At 60.7% G+C, this 25,636-nt stretch carries 26 protein-coding genes and 2 pseudogenes; 18 read left to right on the plus strand and 10 right to left on the minus strand.

Features of this window, described 5'->3' with window-relative positions; genetic code table 11:
- Positions 1-41: 41 nt before the first annotated feature.
- Positions 42-704: a hypothetical protein gene (locus tag HCZ30_RS08930; protein WP_167637944.1), complete on the plus strand. Its 663-nt coding sequence runs from the start codon at positions 42-44 to the stop codon at positions 702-704.
- Here HCZ30_RS08930 and HCZ30_RS08935 read toward each other — a convergent pair.
- The 3 genes from HCZ30_RS08935 to HCZ30_RS08945 form a co-directional block, all read right to left on the minus strand.
- Positions 701-2,308 (minus strand): peptide chain release factor 3, encoded by a 1,608-nt coding sequence (locus HCZ30_RS08935; protein ID WP_167637945.1) that lies wholly within the window; start codon positions 2,306-2,308, stop codon positions 701-703. The two genes, HCZ30_RS08930 and HCZ30_RS08935, sit on opposite strands and share 4 nt — an antisense overlap.
- Positions 2,309-2,363: 55 nt before the next feature.
- Positions 2,364-3,551: a globin-coupled sensor protein gene (locus HCZ30_RS08940; RefSeq protein WP_167637946.1), complete on the minus strand. Its 1,188-nt coding sequence runs from the start codon at positions 3,549-3,551 to the stop codon at positions 2,364-2,366.
- A 77-nt stretch (positions 3,552-3,628) separates the two neighbouring features.
- The gene (locus HCZ30_RS08945) at positions 3,629-4,627 is read right to left on the minus strand and encodes a Hint domain-containing protein (RefSeq protein ID WP_167637947.1); all 999 of its coding nucleotides are present in this window, start codon (positions 4,625-4,627) and stop codon (positions 3,629-3,631) included.
- A gap of 161 nt (positions 4,628-4,788) precedes the next feature.
- Between HCZ30_RS08945 and HCZ30_RS08950 the strand changes: the two genes are divergently transcribed.
- Positions 4,789-5,874, plus strand: a complete 1,086-nt coding sequence (locus tag HCZ30_RS08950; protein WP_246212698.1) for an ABC transporter ATP-binding protein — start codon at positions 4,789-4,791, stop codon at positions 5,872-5,874.
- Here the strand turns inward: HCZ30_RS08950 and HCZ30_RS08955 are convergent.
- Positions 5,871-6,509: a helix-turn-helix transcriptional regulator gene (locus HCZ30_RS08955; RefSeq protein ID WP_167637948.1), complete on the minus strand. Its 639-nt coding sequence runs from the start codon at positions 6,507-6,509 to the stop codon at positions 5,871-5,873. The two genes, HCZ30_RS08950 and HCZ30_RS08955, sit on opposite strands and share 4 nt — an antisense overlap.
- A gap of 309 nt (positions 6,510-6,818) precedes the next feature.
- Here HCZ30_RS08955 and HCZ30_RS08960 point away from each other — a divergent pair, with 309 nt between their 5' ends.
- The 6 genes and pseudogenes from HCZ30_RS08960 to HCZ30_RS16620 all read left to right on the plus strand — a co-directional run bounded on the left by HCZ30_RS08960 (position 6,819) and on the right by HCZ30_RS16620 (position 11,937).
- On the plus strand, positions 6,819-7,610 hold the full coding sequence (locus tag HCZ30_RS08960) for an ion transporter (protein WP_348640364.1): 792 nt from the start codon (positions 6,819-6,821) through the stop codon (positions 7,608-7,610).
- A gap of 119 nt (positions 7,611-7,729) precedes the next feature.
- Positions 7,730-8,122 carry a transporter substrate-binding domain-containing protein gene (locus tag HCZ30_RS16735; protein WP_167637949.1) on the plus strand — a complete coding sequence of 131 codons (393 nt, stop codon included), beginning with the start codon at positions 7,730-7,732 and terminating at the stop codon, positions 8,120-8,122.
- Positions 8,122-8,565, plus strand: coding sequence for a substrate-binding periplasmic protein (locus HCZ30_RS16740; RefSeq protein ID WP_281352626.1), 444 nt, complete (start codon positions 8,122-8,124; stop codon positions 8,563-8,565). Before HCZ30_RS16735 ends, HCZ30_RS16740 begins: the two co-directional genes overlap by 1 nt.
- 28 nt (positions 8,566-8,593) lie before the next feature.
- Positions 8,594-9,685, plus strand: a pseudogene (locus HCZ30_RS08980) (dicarboxylate/amino acid:cation symporter).
- A 205-nt stretch (positions 9,686-9,890) separates the two neighbouring features.
- Positions 9,891-10,625, plus strand: coding sequence for an aspartate/glutamate racemase family protein (locus tag HCZ30_RS08985; protein WP_167637953.1), 735 nt, complete (start codon positions 9,891-9,893; stop codon positions 10,623-10,625).
- Positions 10,615-11,937, plus strand: a pseudogene (locus tag HCZ30_RS16620) (cation:dicarboxylate symporter family transporter). The gene HCZ30_RS08985 and the pseudogene HCZ30_RS16620 overlap by 11 nt, the downstream one beginning before the upstream one ends.
- Here HCZ30_RS16620 and HCZ30_RS09000 read toward each other — a convergent pair.
- Entirely contained in the window at positions 11,934-12,959 is a 1,026-nt protein-coding gene (locus HCZ30_RS09000; RefSeq protein WP_167637956.1) for a LacI family DNA-binding transcriptional regulator, read from the minus strand. The pseudogene HCZ30_RS16620 and the gene HCZ30_RS09000 sit on opposite strands and share 4 nt — an antisense overlap.
- Before the next feature lie 139 nt (positions 12,960-13,098).
- Here HCZ30_RS09000 and HCZ30_RS09005 point away from each other — a divergent pair, with 139 nt between their 5' ends.
- From HCZ30_RS09005 to HCZ30_RS09050, 10 genes are all read left to right on the plus strand, one after another.
- Positions 13,099-14,136, plus strand: coding sequence for a Gfo/Idh/MocA family protein (locus HCZ30_RS09005; RefSeq protein WP_167637957.1), 1,038 nt, complete (start codon positions 13,099-13,101; stop codon positions 14,134-14,136).
- Complete coding sequence (locus HCZ30_RS09010) at positions 14,133-15,065, plus strand: sugar phosphate isomerase/epimerase family protein (protein WP_167637958.1); 933 nt, start codon at positions 14,133-14,135, stop codon at positions 15,063-15,065. The genes HCZ30_RS09005 and HCZ30_RS09010 overlap by 4 nt, the downstream gene beginning before the upstream one ends.
- A gap of 54 nt (positions 15,066-15,119) precedes the next feature.
- Positions 15,120-16,328, plus strand: a complete 1,209-nt coding sequence (locus HCZ30_RS09015) for an ABC transporter substrate-binding protein (protein ID WP_167637959.1) — start codon at positions 15,120-15,122, stop codon at positions 16,326-16,328.
- A gap of 66 nt (positions 16,329-16,394) precedes the next feature.
- Positions 16,395-17,297 carry an ABC transporter permease subunit gene (locus HCZ30_RS09020; protein ID WP_167637960.1) on the plus strand — a complete coding sequence of 301 codons (903 nt, stop codon included), beginning with the start codon at positions 16,395-16,397 and terminating at the stop codon, positions 17,295-17,297.
- A 3-nt stretch (positions 17,298-17,300) separates the two neighbouring features.
- Positions 17,301-18,116, plus strand: coding sequence for a carbohydrate ABC transporter permease (locus HCZ30_RS09025; RefSeq protein WP_167637961.1), 816 nt, complete (start codon positions 17,301-17,303; stop codon positions 18,114-18,116).
- The gene (locus HCZ30_RS09030) at positions 18,113-19,177 is read left to right on the plus strand and encodes an ABC transporter ATP-binding protein (RefSeq protein ID WP_167637962.1); all 1,065 of its coding nucleotides are present in this window, start codon (positions 18,113-18,115) and stop codon (positions 19,175-19,177) included. Before HCZ30_RS09025 ends, HCZ30_RS09030 begins: the two co-directional genes overlap by 4 nt.
- A 213-nt stretch (positions 19,178-19,390) precedes the next feature.
- On the plus strand, positions 19,391-19,600 hold the full coding sequence (gene tatA / locus HCZ30_RS09035) for a twin-arginine translocase TatA/TatE family subunit (protein ID WP_167637963.1): 210 nt from the start codon (positions 19,391-19,393) through the stop codon (positions 19,598-19,600).
- Between the two features lie 25 nt (positions 19,601-19,625).
- Entirely contained in the window at positions 19,626-20,090 is a 465-nt protein-coding gene (tatB, locus tag HCZ30_RS09040) for a Sec-independent protein translocase protein TatB (RefSeq protein WP_167637964.1), read from the plus strand.
- Positions 20,087-20,917: a twin-arginine translocase subunit TatC gene (gene tatC, locus HCZ30_RS09045; RefSeq protein WP_167637965.1), complete on the plus strand. Its 831-nt coding sequence runs from the start codon at positions 20,087-20,089 to the stop codon at positions 20,915-20,917. Before tatB ends, tatC begins: the two co-directional genes overlap by 4 nt.
- A gap of 41 nt (positions 20,918-20,958) precedes the next feature.
- Complete coding sequence (locus HCZ30_RS09050) at positions 20,959-21,753, plus strand: ATP-binding protein (protein WP_167638130.1); 795 nt, start codon at positions 20,959-20,961, stop codon at positions 21,751-21,753.
- A 32-nt stretch (positions 21,754-21,785) separates the two neighbouring features.
- Here HCZ30_RS09050 and HCZ30_RS09055 read toward each other — a convergent pair whose 3' ends face one another.
- From HCZ30_RS09055 to HCZ30_RS09075, 5 genes are all read right to left on the minus strand, one after another.
- Entirely contained in the window at positions 21,786-22,985 is a 1,200-nt protein-coding gene (locus HCZ30_RS09055; protein WP_167637966.1) for a peptidoglycan DD-metalloendopeptidase family protein, read from the minus strand.
- A gap of 46 nt (positions 22,986-23,031) precedes the next feature.
- Positions 23,032-23,670, minus strand: a complete 639-nt coding sequence (locus tag HCZ30_RS09060; RefSeq protein ID WP_348640366.1) for a protein-L-isoaspartate(D-aspartate) O-methyltransferase — start codon at positions 23,668-23,670, stop codon at positions 23,032-23,034.
- Positions 23,667-24,452, minus strand: a complete 786-nt coding sequence (gene surE, locus HCZ30_RS09065; protein ID WP_167637967.1) for a 5'/3'-nucleotidase SurE — start codon at positions 24,450-24,452, stop codon at positions 23,667-23,669. Before surE ends, HCZ30_RS09060 begins: the two co-directional genes overlap by 4 nt.
- 126 nt (positions 24,453-24,578) lie before the next feature.
- Complete coding sequence (locus HCZ30_RS09070) at positions 24,579-25,232, minus strand: SDR family NAD(P)-dependent oxidoreductase (protein ID WP_167637968.1); 654 nt, start codon at positions 25,230-25,232, stop codon at positions 24,579-24,581.
- Positions 25,233-25,287: 55 nt separating this feature from the next.
- Positions 25,288-25,542, minus strand: a complete 255-nt coding sequence (locus tag HCZ30_RS09075; protein WP_167637969.1) for a pilus assembly protein PilP — start codon at positions 25,540-25,542, stop codon at positions 25,288-25,290.
- Between the last annotated feature and the right edge of the window lie 94 nt (positions 25,543-25,636).

Raw genomic sequence — 25,636 nt, forward strand, 5'->3', positions numbered from 1 at the left:
GTCGATTTTACAGTCAAAGGAGAGAAGAGAGGCCGGAATAGATGGGATTAGGCATTACGAAACCAGCAGGGTTTGCGATTGCTGCGGCATTCATCGCACTGGTTGGACTCGTGCTCAACATCTTCTTCCCGCACTACGCTTCAGCTCTGCAACTCCGAGCTGACTGGCCGCCGTTCCTGTCGATCACCGCGTTCGGATTGCTTCTGGCGTCCCTTGCGACGCTGACGATTTCGCGGTTTTCGATGCTGGACAACGTGATCTTCTACACGGCCTCGATCTGGATTCTGGTGATGGCGAAGCTGCGGATCATCCTGCAATTCGCCTATCCCGAGATGCCGTGGAACGCGGCCTATAGCTTTGACAACAGCCCGTTCGTGCTGATGTCCGTCACTTCGGCTATCGCGTTCTTGTTCCTTGCGCTGTCGCTGCTGATGTTCGCATTGCCGTTCGTGCACCGCCTGTTTTACGCCTACGTCCTGGCGGTCCTGTCCTGCGTCGCGCTGACGGGATACGCGATCGGGCGATATTTCGTGTTCCCCGCAACGGGCGAGGAGTTTGCAACGGGTCTGTCGCTCTGCGGGCTGGTCAGTTTCGTGCTGTTGTTCGGCGCTATCGCCATTCAGGCCAAGCGCCGCCGCCGCGAGGACAAGAACGAGGTCAAAGAAAAAGCCGTCGAGGTTCCCGACGGCTTTGAGTGGCGTTAGACCATCATTTCCTTGGTCGCTGTCAGCTTGATGTCGGGATAGTCCCGCTCGACGCGGTCGATGTCCCACTGGAGGCGCGTCAGGAAGACCACATCGCCGTCGTTGTCGTGGCTGATGTGCTGCTTGTTCGCGCTGATGAATTTCTCCACCGCCATCTTGTCACCATTCACCCAGCGGGCCGAGGTGAACTGCGACGGCTCGAATCGGACGGGCAGGCCGTATTCCAGCTCGATGCGGCTAGCGAGAACCTCGAACTGGAGCGCGCCGACAACACCCACGATAAAGCCGGAGCCGAAGGCGGGTTTGAACACCTTCGCAGCGCCTTCTTCGGCGAACTGCATCAGCGCCTTTTCGAGGTGCTTGGCCTTCATCGGGTCGCCCGCACGGCAGTTTTGCAGCAATTCCGGCGCGAACGACGGGATGCCGGTGACTTTGAGGCTCTCGCCCTCGGTCAGCGTGTCACCGATGCGCAGCTGGCCGTGGTTCGGGATGCCGATAATGTCGCCGGCCCAAGCCTCTTCGGCAAGCTCGCGGTCGGAGGCGAGGAATAGCACGGGGTTCGAAATCGCCATCGGCTTTTTCGTGCGGACGTGGGTCATTTTCATGCCGCGCTCGAAATGGCCAGAGGCCAGACGCACGAACGCCACGCGGTCGCGGTGCTTGGGGTCCATGTTGGCCTGCACCTTGAAGACAAAGCCGGTGACTTTGGTCTCGTCGGGGGCGATCTGGCGGGGATCGGCCGACTGGGGCTGCGGCTCTGGGCCGTAGTTGCCGATGCCGGTCATGAGTTCCTTGACACCGAACGAGTTGATGGCCGAACCGAACCAGATCGGGGTCATCGTCCCTTCGAGCACCGCCTGCGGGTCCAGCTTGGGCAGCAGTTCGCGGGCCATCTCGACCTCTTCGCGGAGCTGTTCGACCAAGTGCGCAGGGACGTGCTCTTCGAGCTTGGGGTCGTCCAGACCTTCGATCTTGATCGAATCCGCCACGCGGTTGCGATCCGAGCGGTCCATCAGTTCGAGGCGGTTGTTCAGCATGTCGTAGCAACCGAGGAAATCGCGGCCGACACCGATGGGCCACGACGCGGGTGTCACGTCGATGGCGAGGTTTTCCTGAATTTCGTCGATGATTTCGAAGGTGTCGCGGCTTTCGCGGTCCATCTTGTTACAGAAGGTCAGGATCGGCAGGTCGCGCAGGCGGCACACCTCGAACAGCTTCTGCGTCTGGCTTTCCACACCCTTCGCGCCGTCGATCACCATGACCGCAGCGTCCACCGCCGTCAGCGTGCGGTAGGTGTCTTCGGAGAAGTCCGAGTGACCGGGCGTATCGACGAGGTTGAAGCGGTAGTTGCCGAAATCGAACGACATTGCCGACGCGGAGACCGAGATACCGCGGTCCTTTTCCATCTGCATGAAGTCCGAACGCGTGCGGCGCGCTTCGCCTTTTGCACGGACCTGACCCGCCATCTGGATCGCGCCACCGAAAAGCAGGAACTTTTCGGTCAGAGTCGTCTTACCGGCGTCGGGGTGCGAAATAATCGCGAACGTCCGGCGGCGGGCGATCTCGGGCGGAAGGGCGGGGCGGTTCGAGGCGGTGTCCAACATGCCCGCGCATATATTCTCGCGGGCATGTTCTGGCAAGCGACTGTGTGCTGTCGCGTCAGTTTGAGGTGCTGATGCTGCGCAGGAAACGCTCTGCCGTGCTGCGCAGATTGCGCGCCTGTTCGGCGACGTTCTGGCTGCCGACGCGCGACTGGTCGACGCCCGAACGCACGATGGTGCCGAGGGTCGAGCTCTGATCTTCGAGCGCCTTGCTGATGTCGGTCGAGGTGGAGTTCACCTCTTGCACGCGGGTGAGGATGTTGGTGACGTTCTCGACGGCCTTATCGGTCTCGCTGCGGATTTCGCCGATCTGGTTGTTGATATTCTCGGTCACCGTCGTGGTCTGGGCCGCAAGGTTCTTCACCTCACCCGCAACCACATTAAAGCCGCGACCGACAGCACCGGCGCGTGCCGCCTCGATCGAGGCGTTCAGCGCAAGGAGGTTGGTCTGGTTGGCAATGTCCGAGATCAAGCGGACCGCATCGGAAATCGTGTCCACCTTCTTTGCCAGACGGGTCATCTGTTCGTTGGCGTTCTGGGCGAGGGACGCAGCACTGTCGGACTTTATGTTCGCATCGCGCATCCGGCCGCGAATTTCCTGCATGGAGGTCGTCAGGTCATTCGCCGCTTCGGCCGCTTCGCACACCACGTCCGAGGTCTGCTGCGCCGTGCCTGCTAGCGTGTCGACGATGTTGCCTAGCGTGGAGTTGAACTCGTCACCCAGCTTCTGGCGCACTTCATTGGCGACATTGTTGACCTGCGCGAAATACGCGGCGGTCATCATGTCCATATCCAGCGAAATCGCGCAGGAAATGGCAGTCGCAAGTTTCTTGTTCACGATGCCAAACCGGCCATAACCGCCATATCTGATGAAGCGCGCACGCAGGAGGTTGTAGGACGCGTTCTGGATCGACGGGTCGAGTTTGATCTTGGTGTGCAGATGCGCGATCTTTTTCACCGACTCCTGATAGCCCTCACCGAAGTCGCCGTTGATGACGAACGTCCAGTGTTCCTTGAAGCGATTCACAACGTGGTCCGTCTTGTTCTCGGTCACGGTGATGCGCGGCATGAAGTCGGTATGCTCTGCGATATACGCGAGCAGGTCGCTCAGGACCGGGTCGATAGCCTTGGTCAGTCTGGCGGAGTTCTTACGAAGAACCGCGCAAGTCGCATCGTCCAGACCGTGAAGTCGCAGGCGGCGACGCATGTCGATCTGGTTAAAATGTCCGCTATCCAGCATACTCATTCCGTTGTCTTAGGCTTCGTCAGCCCTGAAAACGGCAGTTTCCAAAGAAATTTCAGTATACTTATGGGTAAGTGACCCTAGGTAGAGGACGCTTTGCGCAGTCGCTCAACCGCCTTGGCGTCCTTCATCAGCTCTTCTTCGATCTCGTAATCGAGGTGATGACGGTGCTTGTGACCAAGGCTGCGGATCTCGTTGGGGAGCGCCGCACGGGTACGCGGGTCGATCATCAGGGATTCTGCGGCGATGCCTTCGGCGTAGATGATCTGGTGGTCGTCGAACAGCAGCTGGAAGTAATCCACGTAGCCGCCATCCTGCTGGACGACGCTATCACCGTTGATAAGGTGACGGACCTTGACCAGCACCTCTGCGCGGCCTGCGCCGACCTGATCCTGACGCTGATAGACGAACAGGCGGTGCTCTGGGCTGAGCAGCAGGTCGTTGGCGTTGTTCAGCGCGCCCTTGCGGATCAGCACCGGCGCGAACTGGCCCGTCGCGCGGAGCGTTGTTTGACCAACCCAGCGGATTTGTTGCGCGCCGTCGTCGCGGGTCAGCAGGCGGTCACCGACCTTGAGGTCTTCGATCGGTCGCTGCTCGCCCGACGCCATCGTGATGCGGGTGCCGCGCGCAAAGGACACGCAGGCCATTTCGGCAAAACGGGGCAGGGCGGCGTTCCGGTCGATGCCGACAAGGCGGTATTCGGTGTCGGGCACCATCTTGGACAGCGGGAGGAGGTAGATCGCCTCCACCTCGTCATCCTCAACCTCGACCAGCACGACGGCTTCGTGCGTGTGACTGTCCGACCCCATCAGCGTGAGCATACAATCAAGGAAGATACGGTTGCCCGCGCCGCCCGTTTCGCTCTGCCCGTCGATAGTCAGGATCTTGCCATCGGCGCTGTAAACCACGGTCAGCATCGACCGCTGCGCCGAGTGGGCCAGTTGGTAGATGTCGTCCATCAGCAGCTCGTCGGCAAAGGACAGGCTGTCACCCTCGGCCACGCCGTTTACCACGACAAACTCTTCGGCACGGAAAACCGGAAGGGTCTGCGATGTATTCGGCTCGGGCGTTTTGGGCATAAGTGAAGTGCTACTGCTGTTGTCTCAACGGGAATTACGTCGTTCTCCCAGTGATAGATCAAAGGTTCCCAATGGAAAAGGGAGCAGTGCGGCTTGCTCTTGGATAGGGGGATTGCTACGAGGTCTAAACCCGATCTCTTCTGTCGGAATAGGATAGGCCTTTGCCCGAGCAACAGCACCCGCGTCTGGAAATTCGGAACATCAAGCGACAGTTCGACGGCGAATCGGTCGTGGATGACGTGTCGCTCAAGGTGATGCCGGGGCAGGTGACCTGTCTTTTGGGGCCGTCCGGCTGCGGTAAATCCACGACGCTGCGCATCATCGCGGGCGTGGACATGCAGGACAGCGGGCAAATCTACGTCGACGGCAATCTGGTCTGCGACACCGTGTTCCGTGTCCCGCCCGAGGGTCGCTCTATCGGGCTCATGTTTCAGGACTTCGCGCTGTTCCCGCACCTGTCGGTCGCTGGTAACATCGCGTTCGGCCTCAAGGGCGGTATCCGTCCGAACCGCGCGCGGATCGAAGAACTGCTGAGCAAGGTCGATCTGCTGCGCCACATCGACAGCTACCCTCACGAGCTTTCGGGCGGCGAACAGCAGCGTGTCGCTCTGGCCCGTGCGCTCGCGCCGCGTCCGCGCATCATGCTCATGGACGAGCCGTTCAGCGGCCTCGACAACCGCCTGCGTGACGGCATCCGTGACCAGACGCTCGAAGTGCTCAAGGACGAAGGCACCGCTGTTCTGCTCGTCACCCACGAGCCAGCCGAAGCGATGCGCATGGCGGACGAGATCGCGCTGATGCGCAACGGCCGCATCGTCCAGCAAGGCGCACCGTATAACATCTATAACGCGCCGAAGGACCGTGCCGCTGCGGCTTTCTTCAGCGATGTCAACGTGATCACGGGCAAAGTGAAAGGCGCGCTCACCGAAACGCCCTTTGGCCAGTTCCTGACGCCTGGTGTGCCAGACGGCACCGAGGTGGAGATCGTCATCCGCCCGCAGCACCTGCGCATCGACTTCGACCGCAATGGCCGCGGTCCGAATCCGACGACCACCGACGGCGTGCCTGCGCGCGGCGTTGTCGTTCGTTCGCGCTTCATGGGGGCCGAAAGCCTTGTGGAGTTCAAGATGGACTTCGACGGCTCGATCCTGAAGGCACAGGTGCCGAACGTGTTCATGCCCAAGCCCGGCACCGCGCTGTGGCTGATGATCAAACGCGACCGCTGCTTCGTCTTCCCGAAGGTCTAGCGCTTGTAGTCGGAGAGGCGCTTGCCGTCCTCTTCGATAAAGAGCTGTGGGAGCGTTTTCAGCGCCGTGATCTGGTCCAGCCGGACCTCGTCGAAATCACGCTTCACCTCGCACCAAACCAGCACCGTCCAGAGCCGCCCCCAGTAATCCAACCTTAGCGGGCGTGCCGTCCGCGTGCCGGTGTCCGTCGTGACGGACAGCTTCTGCCGCGCGCGGATCGCCTGACGGATGAACGGGAGCCAGCGATACCCGAGCGCCGCATCCGCAAAGGGATAGATCGTCCGATCGCCCGTCGTCGCATCCTCCGGCAGCACCTCGTCGATCTTCCCAGCCAAGGACTGCGCCGCCCGCTCAAGGTCGGGATCGCCCGACTGCCCGAGCGCCGCCAGCCCGAGGTGCAGCGCCTCCAGCTCATCCATCGTCATGTTGATCGGGGGCAGGGTGATCTGCGAGGTGATGTGATACCCCACGCCGCGCTCGCCCTCCACCGGCACGCCGGAGGCTGCGAGTTTGTCCATGTCGCGATAGATCGTCCGCAGGCTGACATCGAGCGCCTCCGCAAGGTCTTCACCCTTATGAAGCTTCCCGTCCCTGAGCATAGTGACGAGCTGCATGAGACGGTCGTTGCGGCGCATGATTCCCCCTTGGTGCCGCCCATTAGACCACGGATTTGGCCGAGCGCCAGATTAGACGCACCGAAAGCTGTGGTCGTTCAAATTCGGGGTGACGGTTTTCGGGAATGCAATTAGAAGAAGATTTCTCACCAGTCCCGCATGCGTCGTTAAATGAACTTCGATTGGTGGACGTAAATCCACCAGCTAACGTTCTTGAAAAATAGCCAGTTCATTCGCTCGGATCAAAAGGCAAAGAAAATGATCAGTCAATTCCGGTAGCGTCTTTATCGCGCTCTCGAAATTCCGAGCCATTCGGACCGCGCATTTCTGGTGATCGAAATTACGCTCGTCGTGATGATCCTGACGAGCGTCGTCGCCGCCGCGCTGGAAACCGTGCCGCAGCTAATGACGCTCTTCGCGCCCGAGTTCATGATCTTCGACATCGGCGTCACGATGATTTTTACTGCCGAATACATCGCCCGCGTCTGGGTCGCGGCAGAGGCTGATCCTGATCGGCCCGCGTGGCGCGTCCGGCTGGAGTATATGCGCTCCCCCATGGCGCTGATCGACCTGATCGCGATCCTGCCGTTCTACCTGACGCTCTTTCTGCCCGCCGACCTTCAGGTGCTCCGCGTTCTGCGGCTGCTCCGTATCTATAAACTCGCGCGCTATTCACCCGCGCTTACGGGGCTGATGACGGTCATTCGCGACGAAGCGGCCACACTTCTTGCGGCGTTCTCGGTCCTGACGATCCTCCTCATCCTCGCCGCCGTGACAAGCTCCGCGAGGAGTTCCGCGAAGCCCTTGAGGACGGCCAGATCGACATCACCGAAGGCCGCGCCACCGAGGCGTTGCGCCGCGAGCTCGGCATCAACAAAGAGGTCGCGCAGGGCATCTATAAAGAGGTCCAGCGCAAGCAGAAAAACCGCACCTGCACGTGTCCGGAGTGCGGCCACGAATTCTAGCCTCGGCGGGCCCTGCGGCTCACAATACTCATTCCATGGTATTGCCGCGGTGCGAAAGTATTCTGATCCACTCACTATTCTTCGAGGACGATCAATAAATCTGCCCGCGCTACCCGTAAGGGCCAAGGCGCTTGCGCAAGAAATAGAGGCATCATGAAAACAGGGCGACATTCTTAGAGTTTCCAAAGAGATTCCGGTTTAGAAATCCGGCCGGAAACATTTTGCGGAGTTGCCCGAAACTTGACCATCAGCGAACGAGTTAAGGCGGACGAACCTATGCAAATTCGGCAACTTTTCGCAGCCATTTTTTCGACTAGTTTCATTCTTGCGGCTCCGCCGGACGCCAAAGCGCAGGACGGCCTGCCCGACCTCGCCGCAATAAAGGAAGCCGGACAGCTCGTTGTCGCGATGACCTCTTTCGATAATGCCCCGTTCTATGTTGAGGACCACGGCCACGTCACCGGCATCGACGCCGAACTGGCAGAGGCCATCGCCTCCGCGCTGGGCGTCGAGGTGGAATTCGACCGCTCTGCCGAAACGTTCAACGGCGTGGTCGACCTTGTCCATAGCGGAGAGGCAGATATCGCGATTTCCAAAATTAGCCGCACATATCCCGCGCTCAAATCGTTGCCTTTTCATACCCTTACGTGCGTTTGCGGAACGCGCTGATGTTCAGCCGCCTCAAGCTCGCGCAGAACCTTCAGGGCCGCGATCTCGGTTATTACATCCGCCATTTCGACGGCTCGCTTGGTGTGATCCAGAATTCCTCCTTCGCGACGTTCGCGCGGACTGACTTCCCCGATGCGAACATTGTGGCCTATCCGACATGGGAGCAGGTGGTCGAAGCGACGACCTACGGTGATGTCGATGCCGCTTACGGCGACGAGTTCGAGATCCGCCGGATTACCGTAGACCACCCCGAAACCTCGATTAGTCTGCGAACTGTCGCGATCACCGATGCGCAGGACGCAATTTCGGTTGTGGTGCCGTGGGACGCGCCGCGTCTTCTGGCCATCGTGAACCAGGTGATTGACAACCAGCCCGAGGCGATGACGGCCGACGATGTGAACGATCTCTACCGGTTGTCGGTCGAAACGGAAGGAGGACACTGACATGGCGTTCTCGTTCCCCAAACTGCTGATGAACCCGATTTTCATCCTTGCGGTGCTTGTCCTCGCGGTAGTCGCGGGCCTGAATTTCCCCGAGTTTTCACTCAGCCTCGGCCAGATCGGTGGCTATTATATCAGTCTGCTAAAGATGATCGTTCTGCCCTATCTGTTCGTCTCCATCACCTCGGGTATTGCCCGCGTGGTCGCTAATCCGAACTCCGCCCGCTACACGTGGTGACTGGTTGTGAACTATCCGCTGGCCATGCTGCTGGCCGCGCTTATTGCCCTCGGCGCCAGCCTGATCGTCGCGCTTGCGGGTAATGTCGACCGCAATACGATGATGGAGCTCGGCAGCATTCTGATCGGCGAGCAAACCGTCCATATCGAGACCGACACAGAGGTCACTTTTGCGGACACCGGCCACGATAGCGAAGGTCACGGCGGCCCGCCGTTTGTCGAACATTTCGTGCCGAACAACATCTTCGAGGCTTTGAGCGTAGGCGACAGCCTGAAGGTCGTGATCTTCTGCATCATCTTCGGTTGGGCGCTGGCGCGTATTGTCGATGAGGGCAGAAATTCGATCCTCGAACTGTTCGACATCGTCCAATTGGCCTGCACGCAGGTGATCAGGTGGCTCAACCTGTTGCTGCCGCTCGCACTGTTTTCGATGGTGTCGTCGCAGGTCGCAGGATTTGGCCTCAGTACGTTGGAGTCGCTGGGCGCTTTCGTCACGGTGCAGTACGCGACGGGAATCGCGATCATCCTGCTCTGCGCGCTGCTGATTTCAAACCGCGCGGGCGTGTCGCCGATGGCTGCAATCAGCAACCTGCGCGAAACGATCGTACTGGCGATCTCGACCCGTTCGAGCTTTGCCTGCATCCCGATTGCAGTGAATGAACTGACGGAAAAGCTCCGTTTCGACCGCTCGGGAACCGACCTCGTCATGCCGCTCGGCATTACGATCTGCCGCATTGGTGCGGTGCCTTACTTCGTCATCGGCACCATATTCATCTCCGAGGTTTACAACGTCGAAATGGGGTTCGAGCAATACTTCATCCTCGTTACCGCTTCGGTCGCTGCGGGTTTTTCGTCCAGCGGCGCGACGGGGCCGATGGGGGGCTGATCAGTATCGTGGCCGATGGCCTCGGTCTGCCTGTTTAAGCCGCGATTGTCCTCTTTATCGCGGTCGACCCGATCATCGACGTCATCCGCACCCTCGTGCTGGTCTACGGCAATTGCGCACTGACTGCGCTCATCGTCCCGCGCGAAGACGACAAGGATGTCGAGATCGAAGACATCGATACCTCCGCTGCCGTAGGGGCGAGCAGTTGACTGCGCTCCTCGGGGTTTTTGGCGGAATGGGACCGGCGGCGACAGTCGACTTTCTGGACAAGCTGACCAAACTGATTCCCGCCGCTTGTGATCAGGATCACCTACCGGTGCTGACGTTCAGCGATCCCACATTGCCCGACCGCTCCGCCGCGATAGAAGGACGGGGCGAAAGCCCCGAATTGCGGCTGATCGCCGGTATCCGTCTGCTGGAGGCGGCGGGCGCCAAGGCCATCGCGATCCCTTGCAATACTGCCCACTATTGGCACACCGTCATGACTGATGCGAGTTCCGTTCCCGTACTCAGCACCATTGATGCCACAGCCGAGGCCGTCGCGCGCAATGTCGCCGTGACCTCGCGCATCGGCGTCCTCGCGACCGAAGGCACGATCCTCGCGCGGCTCTATCAACGGCCCCTCATTGAAGCGGGTTTCATCGCCGAAGCGCTGACGCCCTCGCTTCGCGCGCAGTTCTGCGACGCAGGTCTGCGCAAGGTCAAAGAGGGCAAGATAGACGAAGCGCGCCACCTGCTGACCCACGCCTTGCAGGAATTCCACCGCGCCGGATGCCGCCATGTGATCCTCGGCTGCACCGAAGCCTCGGTCGTTGCAGGTCTCGAGACAACTGCCTGCGGTGTCGAGCTCATCGACAGCAACCTTTCGCTCGCGCGAAAGGCGCTGCGCCATCTGGGACGTGAACCCATCGAATTCAGGGAGATTTCCGTTGACGCATGAAGCCCACAACCGGTCTCCCCGTGCCAAATTCTTCCGTCACCTGGGCGGCGGCCCCGCCGTTGTCGTATCCGCTGCTGCGGGTCTCTATGCAGGGATGCGCTGGCATTGGGGCGATCTCCCTGACCAGTTCATCGAGATTTACATCGCGCTCTACCGCATGATGGCGCTTCCTTTCCTTGTTCTGACAATCCTCTATGCGATTTCCCGCATTCGCGCCCGAGGCGATGGCCACCATCCGGGCCTCTGGGCGATCATCCTTCTGCCTTCCGCCATGATGATCGCAGCCGCATCTTCGATCATCATCTCCTTCATGGTGCTCAAAAACTCTGAAGATACGGTTACCAAGGGGATCGGTCCCGTTGTGGCCGCCTTTGAAAAATCGGCGACCAGCTTCAACGAGGTCTCTTTGTCGTCCAGCGAAGACGAGGAGCACGTGTCGATCCTGCTTCAGACGATATCGGAGTTCGTGCCGGACAACGTGTTCAAGGCTCTCTCCGAAATGGACCTCGGTCAGACGATCATCTTCCTGATCATCTTCGCTATCGCCGTCCTCAACATCCCCGTCATGAAGCGCGAACGGTAAATTTTTTTCGTCGGTGCTGTCCGCCGCCCGTTCGAGACGATGATGGAGAAAATGCAGATTTTCATTCCGATCATGGTGTTTTTCTATGCGATCCACGCCTCGCACGTCGTCTCTGCTGATGACTTCGAGGCGCTGCGCCTGCTGTTCCGCGTGATCCTGATCGCAAGCCTGTTCCTCTGCGTCGCCTCCGTTCTGATCGTCTCGGCCATCGAACGTAAGTCGCCGTTGACCGTCGCGAACAACATGAAGGACGGCATTATGGCGGGCGTCCTCGCGGTGACAGAGGAAGCATCGCTCGCCAACATGCTGGAAAAAATCCGCCAGTCGGGTGTCAGCCAGGAGGAAGAGGACGGTCAGGAGGTCATTGCGTCCCTCGGCCTCGCGATGGGACGCTTCGGCATGATCACCCTGATCGCATCGGTCCTGACCTTCACTGTGGCTGTCTACGGCGTCACGCCGACGCCCGAGCTACTGGTCAGCATGTTCTTTATGTCGATCCCGTCGGCTGTGCTGATCACCGGCCTTAACGGTCCCGGCGTTCTGGCCGCCGCGCTGACCCTTTGCGGCAGTGTCCTTGGCCTCCCGATCGAGGCGCTGCTCGTGCTGGTGATCCTGCTGGAGCCGTTGCTGGAACTCCTGCTGATCCCCGTGTCGGTCACGATGACAAACGCGCTCATGGTGCTGATGACCGCGCTTAGGCCCGAACTGGACGCTGAGGAGGCGGCCTAGCTCTTCGTCCAGTAGGGCGCGGCTATGCTGCTCGTCAGGTGCAGTTGCGCGGGCCATATCATCTTGGCCTGTGGGGTTTCATTCTTTAGCAGCCGCAGCGTTTCGGCGGAAAGAGCGCGGCCAAGCGCCTCCAGATCAATGTCGAACGCCGTCACGGCAGGATCAAGGAAGCGCAGGTGGTGCGACCGGCGGAATGTCGCGACAGATAGTTCGGGGCCGGCCTTGAGCTTCTGTTCTGCCAGCACCGCATACACGCCGAGCGCCATCATCTCGTGGTTCAGAAGCACCGCGCTGGGCCGGTCGTCCATAGCGAGGATCTGTTTGGTCACCGCAGCGCCGCCAGCTTCGCCAAGTTCGCAGGTCATCAGCAGTTCGGGGTCGAAAGGGATGCCCAGCTTGCGGTGGGTTTTCTCGTAAGCCTCGCGCAGCACATAAGCGATGTTGGAGTCCGCAGGCGGCACGGTCGCAGCGATGCGCGTGTGGCCAAGGCGGTGCAGCATCCCGACCGCTTCATCGATGAACCCCTCGAAATCGAGGTCGATCCACGGATGCTGGTCTGCGTACTTCGACCGGCCAAGGGCGAGGAAGGGGATGTTCGATTCCAGTAACATCTTGATGCGGGCATCGTCGTGACGCGTCGCGGTCAACACTAGCGCGTCGGCCATACCGCGGGCAATGACCCGCTTGAGGAAATCGGTCGGGTCCATCGATGAATGGCACGGCAGGATCACGAGGTCGTAATTCGCCTCGCTCAGCGCGGCCTGCATCTGGTCGATGACGCGCATGAAAAAGTTGTCGCCGGGGCGGTCGGTGGAGTGGCCGGTTTCCATCATGAAGGCGATGGTCTGCGTCGAGCCTCTGCGCAAAGAACGCCCTGAAGCGTTCGGCGAATATCCCAGAGACACCGCAGCATCGAGCACGCGCTTGCGGGTTTTCTCGTTAACGTCGCGTTTGTTGTTCAATGCACGAGAGACGGTTCCGATAGATAAATCAAGGTGTTGCGCAAGTTCCTTGATGTTCATCCGGTCTATCCTTCGGCGATTTCGTAAACGTTTCCGAAAATCTTATTGACATAAAACGGCGCGCAACACTAGTGTCGTAAACGTTTACGGAATCTGCGTCCGGAGGTTGAATGGCGCGCGATTCCAAAGGGAGGAATTCATGCAAACTGCCGTTTTGGTAGGTTGTGGAGCTATGTCGGAAGGCTGGCTCCGAGCCATAACGCACGTCAATTCGAAGGGCGAAAAGGTCCGTCTGGTGGGCTTTGTCGACCTCGATGCGGACCTCGCTGCCAAGCGGGCAGAGGCATGGGGTTGGACCGAGGCTAAGACCGGATCGGGCCTCGCCGCCATGCTGGAGGAGACCAAGCCCGACGTCGTGTTCGACATCGTTGTGCCTGTTGCGCGTTCGACCGTCGTGACCACTGCGTTCGACCACGGCTGTGACGTGCTTTCGGAAAAGCCGATGGCGAACACGCTGGAAGAGGCCAAGGCGCTTTTGACCGCCCGCAATGCCTCGGGCCGTCTGCACGCCGTCATCCAAAACCGCCGCTATCTGGACGGCATCCGCCGCGCCAAGAACTTCCTTGAAAGTGGCGCCATCGGCGAAGTGGCCGAGGTCCATTGCGATTTCTTCATCGCGCCGCACTTCGGCGGTTTCCGCGAGGAAATGCAGCACGTCCTGCTGCTCGACATGGCGATCCACACGTTCGACGCCGCGCGTTTCGTCTCAGGCATCGAACCCCGCCGCGTTGTCTGCGTCGAGAGTAACCCCGACCATTCGTGGTACAGCCACGGCGCCAGCGCCAACGCGATTTTCGAATGTGAAAACAACAAGCTGCTGACCTATCGCGGCTCCTGGTGTGCCGAAGGCGCGCCGACCGACTGGGAAGCCACTTGGCGCATCGTCGGCAGCAAAGGCACCCTGATCTGGGACGGCAACAACGGTTTCCGCGCAGAACGCCCCGCCAAGCGCGACGGTCTGCTGGCCGAGATGGAAGAGATCGCCGTGCCCGAATTGCCGCCGCTGTCCGACACGGGCCACGCAGGCGTCATCGCCGATTTTCTGGCGGCACGGGAGAGCGGCACAGCGCCGCTCACCGACAGCCGCGACAATTACCGGTCACTCGCCATGACTTTCGCCGCCATCGAGAGCGCGGAAGGTGGGTGCTTTATCGACATCGAGGAGGAAGAATTATGAGCGATCCAGCGAAAGCCATCAGGGTCGGAACAATGGTCGCCGCGTCCGGCGGCGAGGCCGCGACCCGTATCGGCGAGATTGCGGACATGGGGTTCGAAAGCTTCGAGCCGTTTTTCTGGCAGACCACGAACGGGCAGGACCTTGCCGAGCTTGGCAAGCGCTGCGTCGATGCCATCGGCGACCGCGATATCACGATCTCGACCCTCGGCATGTTCGGCAACCCGCTGGAGAACGATCCGCTTGATCAGGACACGCTTCAGGGCTGGAAGGACTGCATCGACAACGCCCACCATTTCGGTGCGACCTGCATCGCCGGCTTTACCGGCCGCGTGCGTGGCAAACCGCTCGAAGAGAGCCTGCCGCAGTACAAAAAGGTCTGGTCCGAGCTTGCGAAACGCGCCGCCGACAAGGGCGTGAAGATCGCCTTCGAGAACTGCGCCATGGATGGCAACTGGCAGACCGGCGACTGGAATATTGCCCATAATCCAGATGCTTGGGAACTGATGTTCAACGAGACGCCGGACGACAACCTCGGCCTCGAATGGGAGCCGTGCCACCAGCTCGTCTACCTCATCGACCCGCTGCCGCAGATCCGCAAATGGGCCGACAAGATTTTCCACGTTCACGGCAAGGACGCCACCGTCCGCCACGACGTTATCCGCGAGCACGGCATCTTCGGCAAGCATCCGTTCGTGTTCATGCGCACCCCCGGTTTCGGGGACAGCAACTGGACCGACATCATCAGCGAACTGCGACTGGCGGGCTACCAAGGCTCGATCGACATCGAAGGCTGGCACGACCCCGTGTACCGCGACGAGCTGGAGATGACCGGTCAGGTCCACGCGCTCAAGTACCTCAAAAATTGCCGAGGTGGGGCCTTCATTCCCGGTTCCGGCAAATACGAAGGCGGCGACCCCTCACTTCTGTGAGGGCAACCCCGTCCGACAATTCCACCGTCCAATTTAAAGGGAGGAGACCTTATTATGGACATGAAATATTACGCTCTGCTGACCACTGGACTTGTCTCGCTGGCCACGGCATCCGCCGCCCAGCAGGTCGAACTGGATCTCTGGACCATCGATGATCCGGGTGAATACCACTACGTCATGGCCGACGAGTTCATGGAAGCGCACCCCGATATCAAGATCAACGTGCGCACCGTCCAGTTCGAGGACATGGTCAACGACCTCGCACGCGGCGTTGCCTCGGGCGATGCGCCGGACATCACCTACATCGACAACCCCGAGGTCGCGCTGTTCGCCTCGCGCGGTCTACTGCTCGACCTGTCGGAGTATATCGAAGCGTCCGACGTGGTGAACGCCGAAGACATCTTCCCCGGTCCGCTGTCGTCCGTGACCTACGAGGGCGGTATCTACGGTCTGCCGCGCGGCGCGAACACCATCGCGCTCTACTACAACGCCGACATGTACCGTGACGCGGGCCTCGACCCCGACAACCCGCCGTCGACATGGGCCGAGCTCTATGACGCGGCCAAGGCGCTGACCAAGCCCGAGGAAAACGTCTACGGCCTCGCGTTCTCTGCCGTGGCGACGGAAGAGGGCACGTTCCAGTTCCTGCCGTGGCTCCAGATGACCGGCGGCGACTATAACAACGTCAACACCGAAGGCGCTGTCGAGGCGCTGAACATGTGGAAAGCGTTCATCGACGAAGGCATCGCATCCCCCGACACGCTGATCCGCGGTCAGTGGGACAGCACCGGCACCTTCAACGCAGGTCAGGCGGCAATGTCGATCTCCGGCCCGTGGGAATTGCCGCGTATGAGCAGCGAAGCAGACTTCGACTTCCGCGCCACCATGCTGCCCGCACCAAGCGCGGATGCGGAACGTGCTTCGGCCCTCGGCGAAGGTGACAACGTGATCCTCGCATCCTCGGACAATCCGGACGAGGCGTTCATGTTCCTCGAATTCCTGATGGCGAACATGGACCGCGTCTGGAACGAGTTCGGCTATCTTCCGGCGTCGGACGTTGAAGTCACCGATCCGAAGTACCCCGAAATCTACGCGGTCTTCGAGGAATCGATGAAGTATGCGCGCAACCGTGGTCCGCACCCCGAGTGGCCGCGCATCAGCCAAGCCATTCAAGGCGCGATCCAATCCACTCTGACAGGTCAGGCCAGCGCCGAAGACGCGCTTGCCGATGCACAGAGCCGGATCGACCGCGTCCTGAACTAACCATCCTCCCAAGGATGGGGCGGGCTCGAGCAATCGGGTCCGCCTCACTTAAGAAAGGATCTGGATGTGCTTGTTTTCAAGAACACTTTTCGCGACGGGGTCGGCTTCGACGCCATCCTTGTGACGCTGGCGCTCGGCTACCTCGTTCTCTTTTCCGCATTCCCGCTGGTCTATAACCTCGTGATGTCGTTCCAGGAGGTCGACCTGTTTTCGCTGGCGTCCTTCGACCGTCCGTTTGTCGGTCTGGACAACTACGAGGACGTGCTGACCCGCACCGAAGCATCGAGCATTTTCTTCAACACCGTGAAATTCGTCGGCATCTCGGTCGTCGCGCAACTCGTCGTCGGCTTTGCGCTCGCGATGTTCTTCCAGCTCGATTTCCCGCTGAACACATGGCTGCGTGGTCTGTTCCTCGCCGGTTGGATCATGCCCGCACTGGTCGTCGGCGCAGTCTGGAGCTGGATTTTCGCAGGTGACTTCGGCGTGCTGAACTACATGCTGCAAGCGCTGGGGATTACGGATGCCAAGATCTTCTGGCTCTCCAATCCCGACGTCGCGCTCTATTCCGTCATCATCGCGAATATCTGGCTCGGCGTGCCGTTCAACATGATCCTCCTGTCGGTCGGACTGGCGGGCATTCCCGAGGACGTCTACGAGGCCGCACAGCTCGACGGCGCCAGCCGCATCCAGCGGTTCTTCACGATCACGCTGCCGATGATGCGTGCCCAGCTTGGCGCGGTAATCTCGCTCGGTGTGATCTTCACGCTCCAGCAGTTCGACCTCTTTGCGGCGCTGACCCAAGGCGGCCCCGCAAATTCCTCCAATGTCTTCCAGTATTGGAGCTGGCAACTGTCGTTCCAGTATTACGAGATCGGCGTCGGCTCGGTCATTTCGGTGCTGATGATCCTCTTCGTGGTCTTCGTCGCAGCGATCTACGTCCGTTCCACCCGTCATGAACAGGTGATGTGAGCCATGTTGAAACGCTATTCACTCCTCGCCCTCGCGCTGGTTTTCGTCAGCATCTACCTGTTCCCGCTCTACTGGATGTACGTCACAGCCCTGAAGACGGGCACCGAGATCTTTGCCTTCCCGCCGACCTTCTGGCCCGAAGATCCGCAATGGATGGTGGCCGAGGTCTGGTCGCGTCTGAAGATGGACGTGTACCTCAAGAACTCGTTGCTAATCGCACTCGGCACCACGGCCATCGTGATCCTGACGGGGACGGGCTGCGCCTACGTCCTGTCGCGCATCCGCAATCGCTGGATGGACGCGGTGCTGTTCGTCGTCCTGATGATGCAGGTGCTGCCATCCTCGCTGATGGTCACGCCGATCTTCGTGGCGTTCAATCAGGTCGGCCTGAACGAATTCCCGCGGACCTCCGTGATCCTAGCCCAAGCGGCGAAGGTCCTACCGCTCTATATCGTGCTGTGCCGCGCCACGTTCGTTCAGGTCCCGCGAGAGCTGGAAGAGGCCGCGCTGGTCGACGGCAACTCCCGCGTCGGTGCGTTCCTGTCGATCATCGTGCCATTGGCCCGCAACGGCATCCTCGTCACCTCGGTCCTGATTTTCCTGCAAAGCTTCGGTGAATACGTCTATTCCCGCTCGCTCATCACCCAACGCGCGCTCCAGCCCGCCACGGTCGGTCTGCAGTCCTTCATGGGGCCGAACACCTCCGACTGGTCGGGCGTGATGACCTATTCGGCCATCTACGTGACGCCCATCCTTATCGTTTTCGTCCTGCTGCAACGCCAGATCGTCAGTGGCTTGACCTCGGGAGCCTTGAAATGACCTCTCAGATCCAACTTAGAAACATCGAAAAGCACTACGGCGCTTACCACGCCCTGCGCGACATCAGCCTCGACATCCCCGAAGGCGCGTTCGTCGCGCTGGTCGGCCCGTCGGGCTGCGGCAAATCCACATTGCTGCGCACCATCGCGGGGCTTGAGGGTATCTCCAGCGGCGAGATGATTATCGGCGATCAGGACGTGACGAAGCTGGCCCCGCGCGAGCGTGACCTCGCGATGGTGTTCCAGAGCTACGCGCTCTATCCCCACATGACCGTCCGCAGGAACTTGTCCTATGCGATGCGTTTGAAGCGTCGCCCGAAGGCCGAGATCGCCGAAGCCGTCGACCAGATTGCCAAGATCACAGGTCTTAGCGAATTGCTCGACCGTTATCCGCGAGAGTTGTCGGGCGGGCAGCGCCAGCGTGTCGCGATGGGGCGCGCCATCATTCGCCAGCCGCGCGCGTTTCTCTTTGACGAGCCGCTGTCGAACCTCGACGCTGCTTTGCGCGTCCACATGCGCTCCGAAATCCGTCAATTGCACAACCGCATCGGCGCGACTTCGGTCTATGTGACACACGATCAGATCGAGGCGATGACGATGGCCGATACTGTCGTGGTGATGCGGGCAGGGCTGATTGAACAGGTCGGCGCACCGCTCGACCTCTATGACCGTCCCGCAAACAAGTTCGTGGCGGGCTTCATCGGTTCGCCCGCGATGAACTTCGTCGATGGTCGCATTTCGGGCGATGGCGGTAGCGTCGAACTCGATCTAGCGGGCGCTCCGTCGCTGGCACTTGCGCGCCCCGCAACGCCGGGACAGCGGGTGTCGGTCGGTCTGCGCCCCGAACATCTTGAGGTCGGCGCGCAGGGCAACAGCTTGACGCTTCCCGTTGCGCTTGTCGAACGGACCGGTGCGTCGAGCTACGTGCTGACCGATACGCCGAGCAAGATCCTTGTCTGCACGGCGGGACGGGTGGGCGATGACGTTGGTCAGATCATCGTGTCGATTGCACCCGAGAACATCCACCTTTTCGATGCTGAGACAGGCATCGCCCTGCGTTGAGTCACCACTCACCGGATTGCCCCTCGGGAGGGGGCAATCCACAACCGCTCAATGCAACTGACAACTTTTTGTCACTAAATTCCCCAAACAAACCTGTGAGGCGGCGAAATTCGCCGAAGTCTTGCTTCCGCTTCCGCAGCGCGGCGCATAGCTTGATCCCAGAGATTACATCAGGAGCGCCGATGGGCGGCTCCGGGAACGGGAGACAGAACTATGCTCAACAACATCGGCCCCATGGGCATCATCCTCATCGCAGTCGTCGTGCTCGTGCTCTTCGGTCGCGGCAAGATTTCGTCGGTCATGGGCGAAGTCGGCAAGGGTATCACTTCGTTCAAGAAGGGTATCAGCGAAGGCCAGGACGAGGTCGAGTCGCAGAAGGCTGCCGAAGCCAAGGACGTGACCCCCGAGAACGAAAAAGTCTGATTTTCGCTAGTTAAGGACAGCCGATATGTTTGGCATGGGCTGGAGCGAGATGATCCTCGTCGGGATCGTCGCTCTCATTGTTGTGGGACCGGAAGAACTGCCGAACCTGTTCCGCACAGTTGGCCAGTACGTCGGCAAAGCCAAAGGCATGGCGCGGGAATTTTCCCGCGCGATGGATCAGGCTGCCGACCAAACCCAACTTAAAGACATCAGCAATACTTTGAAGTCGACCAACCAGACTTTGAAGGCTGCAACGAACCCCGGCAAGTTCGGGCTTGATCAGGCAAAGAAAACGTTCACCGCACCCGAACCTCTGAGCCCCGAGCGGCAGGAGACCAAGGAAAAGATGAACGCGGCAATGGCAAAGGCAGCCGAGGACCGTCAGGCCCGTGAAGCCGCCGCAAGCGAAGCGGACGAGGATCTGGCAGACTTTGACGATTTCGACACGCCCGAAGCCCCGCCGCAGAAAAAGACCGAGGCAGGTGAATGAGCAACGCTGACGAAATCGAAGACTCCTCTGCACCGCTGATCGAACACCTCGCCGAACTGCGCACGCGTCTGATCCGCTCGCTCGGCGCGTTCGTCGTGGCGATGCTGATCTGCTTTACCGTCTGGAAACCGATTTTCGACTTCCTGACCGCGCCGCTGTGTAGCGCGCTCGAAGTCGATGGGCAGGAAAGCTGTGGCCTCGTGATGATCGCCCTGCAAGAAGGCTTCTTCGTTGCGGTGTCCATCTCGCTGCTGGGCGGTCTGTTCCTCGCGTTCCCCGTCATCAGCTACCAGATGTGGCGCTTCGTGGCGCCGGGCCTCTACAAGTCCGAAAAGAACGCGTTTCTGCCGTTCTTGATCGCTTCGCCGGTCATGTTCCTGCTGGGCGCTGCGTTTGCCTATTACGTGATTACGCCGATGGCCTTCACGTTCTTCCTCGGCTTCCAGCAATCGAGCGGGGAGATCGCTGGCGCCGACACGGCGGGCATCGACTTCCTCGGCTCGGCGCAGTCGTACCTGTCGCTGACGATCAAATTCATTGTGGCGTTCGGTCTTTGTTTCCAGCTGCCGGTTCTGCTCACGCTGATGGGCAAAGCGGGTCTGGTGTCGGCTGACGGTCTGCGCGGCGTGCGGAAATACGCGATGGTCGGCATTTTGGTACTTGCCGCTCTGGCGACCCCGCCGGACGTCATCAGCCAGATCGTGCTCTTCACGGTGGTCTACGGCCTCTATGAAATTTCGATCCAGCTTGTCGCCCGCGTCGAGAAGAAGCGCATCTCGAAACTCAAGGCCGAAGGACTCTGGGTCGAGGACGAGGAAGAAGAGTGAATACCGAAGAACTGAACCGTATTGCAGAGGCGTTGGAGCGTATGGCTCCGGCGCCTCTCGGCGCTCCGGCGTTCGATGCCGAGGCATTCGTCTGGCAGACCGCACCGGACCGCCTGACACCCGTTGAAAAGGTCAGCCGCGTGGATGTGTCGCTGCTGGTCGGTGTGAACCGTTCGCGCGATACGCTGCTGGCGAACACCGTACAATTCGCCAAGGGTCTGCCCGCCAACAACGCGCTTCTCTGGGGTGCGCGCGGCATGGGAAAATCCAGCCTTGTCAAAGCCATCCACGGCAAAGTTGCGGCAGAGCAGAAGGGCCTCAAGATCGTCGAGATCCAGCGCGAGGATCTGCCGAGTATTGGCCGTTGCCTCAACCTGCTGCGGGGCCGTCCCGAGCGGTTTATCCTGTTCTGCGATGACCTGTCGTTCAGCCACGATGACGCGCATTACAAGTCGCTCAAGGCCGTTCTTGACGGCGGTATCGAAGGGCGTCCGGATAACGTCGTGCTCTACGCGACGTCCAACCGCCGCCACCTGATGCCGCGCGATATGATCGAGAACGAACGCTCGTCGGCCATCAATCCCGCCGAAGCGGTCGAGGAAAAGGTGTCGCTGTCCGACCGTTTCGGCCTATGGCTCGGCTTCCATCCTTGCGATCAGGACGAATACTTGTCGATGATCCGCGGCTATTGCGATCACCACGGGGTGGAGATCGACGACGAAACGCTCCGCGCCGAGGCCATCGAATGGCAGGCAACGCGCGGCAGCAGATCGGGCCGTGTGGCGTGGCAGTACTTCACCGACCTCGCGGGCCGCAAAGGCGTCACGCTGAAATAAAGAAGGGCGGGGAAATCCCCGCCCTTTGTCTTTTAAGGAAGGTAATCTTCGGGGTTCGCGGCCTTCATACCCGAGAGGCGCACCTCGAAGTGGACCACCGGCGTGTCGTTCGAGCGGACCTCGCCCAGCTTCTGGCCCTTCGACACGTCCTGCTTTTCGGTGATCGCGAGGTTGTCGAGGTTGGTGTAGACCGTCAGCAGATCGGTGGCGTGGCGCACGACCACAACCGCGTTGCCAGACGTATCCTTCGAAATCGCGGCAATCGTACCGGAAGCGGCAGCGACGACTTCGGCGCCAGCGGTCGACTGGATGTCGATACCTTCGTTCGTGCCCGCGCTGAACGTGCGCACGATGGTACCGCGCACCGGCATCAGCAGCGGCGCGTCAGAGCTTGCTTGGGTCGAGGTGTTGCCCAGATCGGGGCTCTCGACGGGCGCAGGTGCGCTGGCCGCTGGAGCGGTCGCAATCGGGCTTTCCTCCGGCAACGGAGCCGAAGCCGACGGCGGGACGGGCGTTGCGCTGCCTGCACCGGGAGCTTCGGCAGCGGCGGTCGTTGCCGGAATGTCGTCGCCCTGCGGGACAAGCAGGAACTGGCCTTCGCGGACCGACAGGTTCGAATCCAGCGAGTTCCACTCGGCCACAGCACGCACCGGCACGTTATACAGGCGGGCGATCGAATAGGCGGTTTCGCCGCGCTTGACTTGGTGACGGATCGGCTCGTCGCTCGGTGCGACAACGTCAGGCGCGGCGGCGGGCATACCGCTCGGCTGCGTGGTCGGGGTCACGGTCTGCGGGCCTGCACGGTCGATGGCGGAAGCGGCGAGGGTCGTCACATCAACGCTATCGCCAGCAATCACGGTGCTCGCACCTGCGCCTGCGCGGACGGTCTGACTGCTCGGGATCGCGAGCAGTTCGTCGCGGCGCATGACGGTCGCGGGGGTCACGCCGTTGTAGCTTGCAAGCGCAACGGCATCGATACCGAGGCGGTCAGCGACCTGCTGCACGGTGTCGCCGCGCTGCGCGACGGCCACCTGATAGGTCGGATAGCTGATGAGGCCGTTTGCGTCCGGCTCGGGACGTGCGCCGATGTTGCGGGCGGCGGACGATGTGTCGAACGCCGAGCTTTTGCCGCCCAGATCGCGCATGTCAAAGTCCAGCGGTTCATTACATGCGGTCAACGCCAGCATGGCGCAGCCGGAGAGGAGCAGGGGACCAAAAGAAGTCACTCGCATTTCACTCGATCCTCGTTCTCAACCCCGTTTTCCGGGGCTTTTCGGTTTAGTCGCCCATGCCCTCGACTAGCGGGACAAAGCGGACCTGACGGAGTTCGTCGTATTCGTAGCCTGTGTCTGTCCGCGTCACGCGGATCAGGTTCTGCACCGCGTCGGACTGGCCGACCGGCACCACCATGATACCCCCAACACGCAGCTGGGCCAAGAGCAGCGGCGGCGGATCTTCGGCCGCGGCGGTCACAAGTATGCGGTCAAATGGCGCGTGTTCGGGCAAACCGTAGCTGCCATCGCCCGCAAACGGGATGATATTGCCCAGATCGAGCTCTTCGAAGACGCCGCGCGCCTCGCTCACGATCCTGCGATAACGGTCGATCGTGTAGACGCGGCGGGCAAGGTGGCTGAGGATCGCGGCCTGATAGCCGGAGCCCGTGCCGATCTCGAGCACCTTGTCGCGGTTCGATACCTGAAGCGCCTGCGTCATGAGGCCGACGACGCTCGGTTGACTGATCGTCTGGCCCGAACTGATCGGCAGCGGCATGTCGTCGTAGGCGCGATCCGCAAAGATACCGCGCACGAACTTGGCGCGGTCGACTTTTTCCATCGCCGTCAAAACGCGTCCGTCAGTGACCCCCTTGGAGCGGAGGGCATAGACGAACTGCATTTTGGTTTCGGCGTCGAATGTCACGCGAGTGCCTTTTCCAGTTCGGCCATCGCGTCATGTGCGGTCAGTTCGGCGCGCATCGGCGTGACCGAGATATAGCCGTCCAGATTCGCTTCGACATCGGTGCCGGGCAGGGTGCGGACCTGCTGGTTACCGCCGCGAACCCACATGAAGCGGCGGCCCGAAGGCGCTACGGCAGGCTCGGCCGAGAAGGACGTGCCACGGCGGAAGCCCTGCTTGACGACCTTTGTGCCTTTGACGGCAGCGGCGGGGATCGGCGGGAAATTCACGTTGTAGAACAGGCGGTAGTCCTCGTCGTCCCACGTCCCGTGGTCGAGCAGCTTTTGCACAACGGCAGCGCCGTGCGCAGCGGCGGCTTCGAACGGCTGATCGAGGTCTTTGTTCTCCACCCCGAAGAACTGGGACATTGCGATGCCTTTGACGCCTTGCAGTGCAGCCTCGACGATCGCGCCGATGGTGCCGGAGTACATCACGTTTTCGCCCGCATTATTGCCGCGGTTCACACCGGACAGCACCAGATCGGGCTTGTTGTCTTTCAGCACATCGTAAAGCCCCGCCAGCACGCAGTCGGCAGGAGAGCCTTCGGCGGCAAAGCGGCGCTCGCCGAGCTTCGCGATCATAGTGGGGTGGGTGTAGCTGATGCAGTGACCGACGCCCGACTGTTCGAACGCGGGTGCGACGGTCCAGACCTCGCCATCCGGGCCGGCAACGGTTTCGGCGATGGCTTGCAGGACTTCGAGCCCCGGTGCGTTGATGCCGTCGTCGTTCGTAATGAGAATGCGCATGTGGCCCCCTTTTGCTCCTTTCCTAAGGACGAGAAGGCCATGCGGCAAGCTTTACGGACTGCAAATAATCCCCGATGTGGCCGCAATGCGTAAGTGCTGACCACATGGGGGAAATTCCGTGCCGGATCAGTCCAGAATTTGCGGCAGAAGGCGCGCAGCTTCCGCGTGAATGTTAGCCAGCTTTTCGCGGTTTTCACCAGGGAAGAAACGGCCGCGCACGGCGGTCGGCATCGGATCGGGCGTCACGATGCGCACATGCGGGCCGGTCTTGACGCTTTCGGTCTGCCAGCTGCGCGCCATCGCGATCTGTGCCGCCTTGGTCGAGCCGTATGCACCAAAGAACGCCTCGCCAGCGCGCGGATCGTCAAAGAACGCAGCGCGGCCATCGGCGCCGAGCAGAGGCGCGATGTAGCTGATGAGGCGCGCAGTCGATTTGATGTTGGTTTCAACCGACTTGTCGAAGTCCTTTGCAGGCATGTGACCGGCAGGGGACAGCGGAGCCGCGAAAACAGCCGTGTGCATCCACACGTCCAGTTTGCCCCAGCGATCAAAGATCGAACGGCAAAGCTGCTGCATGGCCGCATCGACGTTGATGTCCATCGGCGCAAGCGTCGCCTGTCCGCCCGCGGCTTTGATCCGGTCGTCCAGTTCTTCAAGCGCGCCGGTGGTCTTGCCAACAGCGATGATGTGGTGGGTCGGTGCCAGTGCTTCGGCCAGTGCAGAACCAAGTCCGCGCGAAGCGCCGGTGATCAGTGCGGTGGGGCGATTATCTTGCGTCATAAGCCCATTTGGCACCAAGAGGACACGGGCGCAATAGCGCCCGTGTCCAATGCCGCTAGTTCGGCATCTGAATTCCGCTCAACTGGCCGTTGGCCGTGAACAGAACCTGCTGCTCGGTGATCTGCGTCACCTGCCCGTAGATCGTCTGGTCGCCGACTGCGAGTTGCTGGATGTGTCCATCCGTCATCCGCACCACGGCCACATTGCCGCTCGGCCCGCTGAACGTCCCGATCAGCGCGATATTGTCGTAGGAAAAAACGTCCGCCTGCGTCGCCGCTTGCGCGACGACACTGTTCGTGCCTGTCGTCATGGAATTTGTCCCGTCTTGAGTGTCCGAGGCAGCAGATGCCACGGCTGCGGGCGGGATGAAACCAACACAAATGTGAGGAGAGCAATGTTGGCAG

The sequence above is a fragment of the Marivivens donghaensis genome, from assembly GCF_011806565.1.
Taxonomy (GTDB): domain Bacteria; phylum Pseudomonadota; class Alphaproteobacteria; order Rhodobacterales; family Rhodobacteraceae; genus Marivivens; species Marivivens donghaensis_A.

What these genes read in the sequence shown, in the direction of transcription:
- HCZ30_RS09055 (WP_167637966.1), bottom strand. Translation starts at nt 22,985, where the DNA reads ATGCGAGTGACTTCTTTTGGTCCCCTGCTCCTCTCCGGCTGCGCCATG.
- HCZ30_RS16740 (WP_281352626.1), top strand. Translation starts at nt 8,122, where the DNA reads ATGTTCAGCCGCCTCAAGCTCGCGCAGAACCTTCAGGGCCGCGATCTC.
- HCZ30_RS09015 (WP_167637959.1), top strand. Translation starts at nt 15,120, where the DNA reads ATGGACATGAAATATTACGCTCTGCTGACCACTGGACTTGTCTCGCTG.
- HCZ30_RS08955 (WP_167637948.1), bottom strand. Translation starts at nt 6,509, where the DNA reads ATGCGCCGCAACGACCGTCTCATGCAGCTCGTCACTATGCTCAGGGAC.
- HCZ30_RS08930 (WP_167637944.1), top strand. Translation starts at nt 42, where the DNA reads ATGGGATTAGGCATTACGAAACCAGCAGGGTTTGCGATTGCTGCGGCA.
- surE (WP_167637967.1), bottom strand. Translation starts at nt 24,452, where the DNA reads ATGCGCATTCTCATTACGAACGACGACGGCATCAACGCACCGGGGCTC.
- HCZ30_RS09050 (WP_167638130.1), top strand. Translation starts at nt 20,959, where the DNA reads ATGGCTCCGGCGCCTCTCGGCGCTCCGGCGTTCGATGCCGAGGCATTC.
- tatA (WP_167637963.1), top strand. Translation starts at nt 19,391, where the DNA reads ATGCTCAACAACATCGGCCCCATGGGCATCATCCTCATCGCAGTCGTC.
- HCZ30_RS09000 (WP_167637956.1), bottom strand. Translation starts at nt 12,959, where the DNA reads ATGAACATCAAGGAACTTGCGCAACACCTTGATTTATCTATCGGAACC.
- HCZ30_RS09010 (WP_167637958.1), top strand. Translation starts at nt 14,133, where the DNA reads ATGAGCGATCCAGCGAAAGCCATCAGGGTCGGAACAATGGTCGCCGCG.
- tatC (WP_167637965.1), top strand. Translation starts at nt 20,087, where the DNA reads ATGAGCAACGCTGACGAAATCGAAGACTCCTCTGCACCGCTGATCGAA.
- HCZ30_RS09075 (WP_167637969.1), bottom strand. Translation starts at nt 25,542, where the DNA reads ATGACGACAGGCACGAACAGTGTCGTCGCGCAAGCGGCGACGCAGGCG.
- HCZ30_RS08940 (WP_167637946.1), bottom strand. Translation starts at nt 3,551, where the DNA reads ATGAGTATGCTGGATAGCGGACATTTTAACCAGATCGACATGCGTCGC.
- tatB (WP_167637964.1), top strand. Translation starts at nt 19,626, where the DNA reads ATGTTTGGCATGGGCTGGAGCGAGATGATCCTCGTCGGGATCGTCGCT.
- HCZ30_RS09070 (WP_167637968.1), bottom strand. Translation starts at nt 25,232, where the DNA reads ATGACGCAAGATAATCGCCCCACCGCACTGATCACCGGCGCTTCGCGC.
- HCZ30_RS16735 (WP_167637949.1), top strand. Translation starts at nt 7,730, where the DNA reads ATGCAAATTCGGCAACTTTTCGCAGCCATTTTTTCGACTAGTTTCATT.
- HCZ30_RS08945 (WP_167637947.1), bottom strand. Translation starts at nt 4,627, where the DNA reads ATGCCCAAAACGCCCGAGCCGAATACATCGCAGACCCTTCCGGTTTTC.
- HCZ30_RS09005 (WP_167637957.1), top strand. Translation starts at nt 13,099, where the DNA reads ATGCAAACTGCCGTTTTGGTAGGTTGTGGAGCTATGTCGGAAGGCTGG.
- HCZ30_RS08935 (WP_167637945.1), bottom strand. Translation starts at nt 2,308, where the DNA reads ATGTTGGACACCGCCTCGAACCGCCCCGCCCTTCCGCCCGAGATCGCC.
- HCZ30_RS09025 (WP_167637961.1), top strand. Translation starts at nt 17,301, where the DNA reads ATGTTGAAACGCTATTCACTCCTCGCCCTCGCGCTGGTTTTCGTCAGC.
- HCZ30_RS09030 (WP_167637962.1), top strand. Translation starts at nt 18,113, where the DNA reads ATGACCTCTCAGATCCAACTTAGAAACATCGAAAAGCACTACGGCGCT.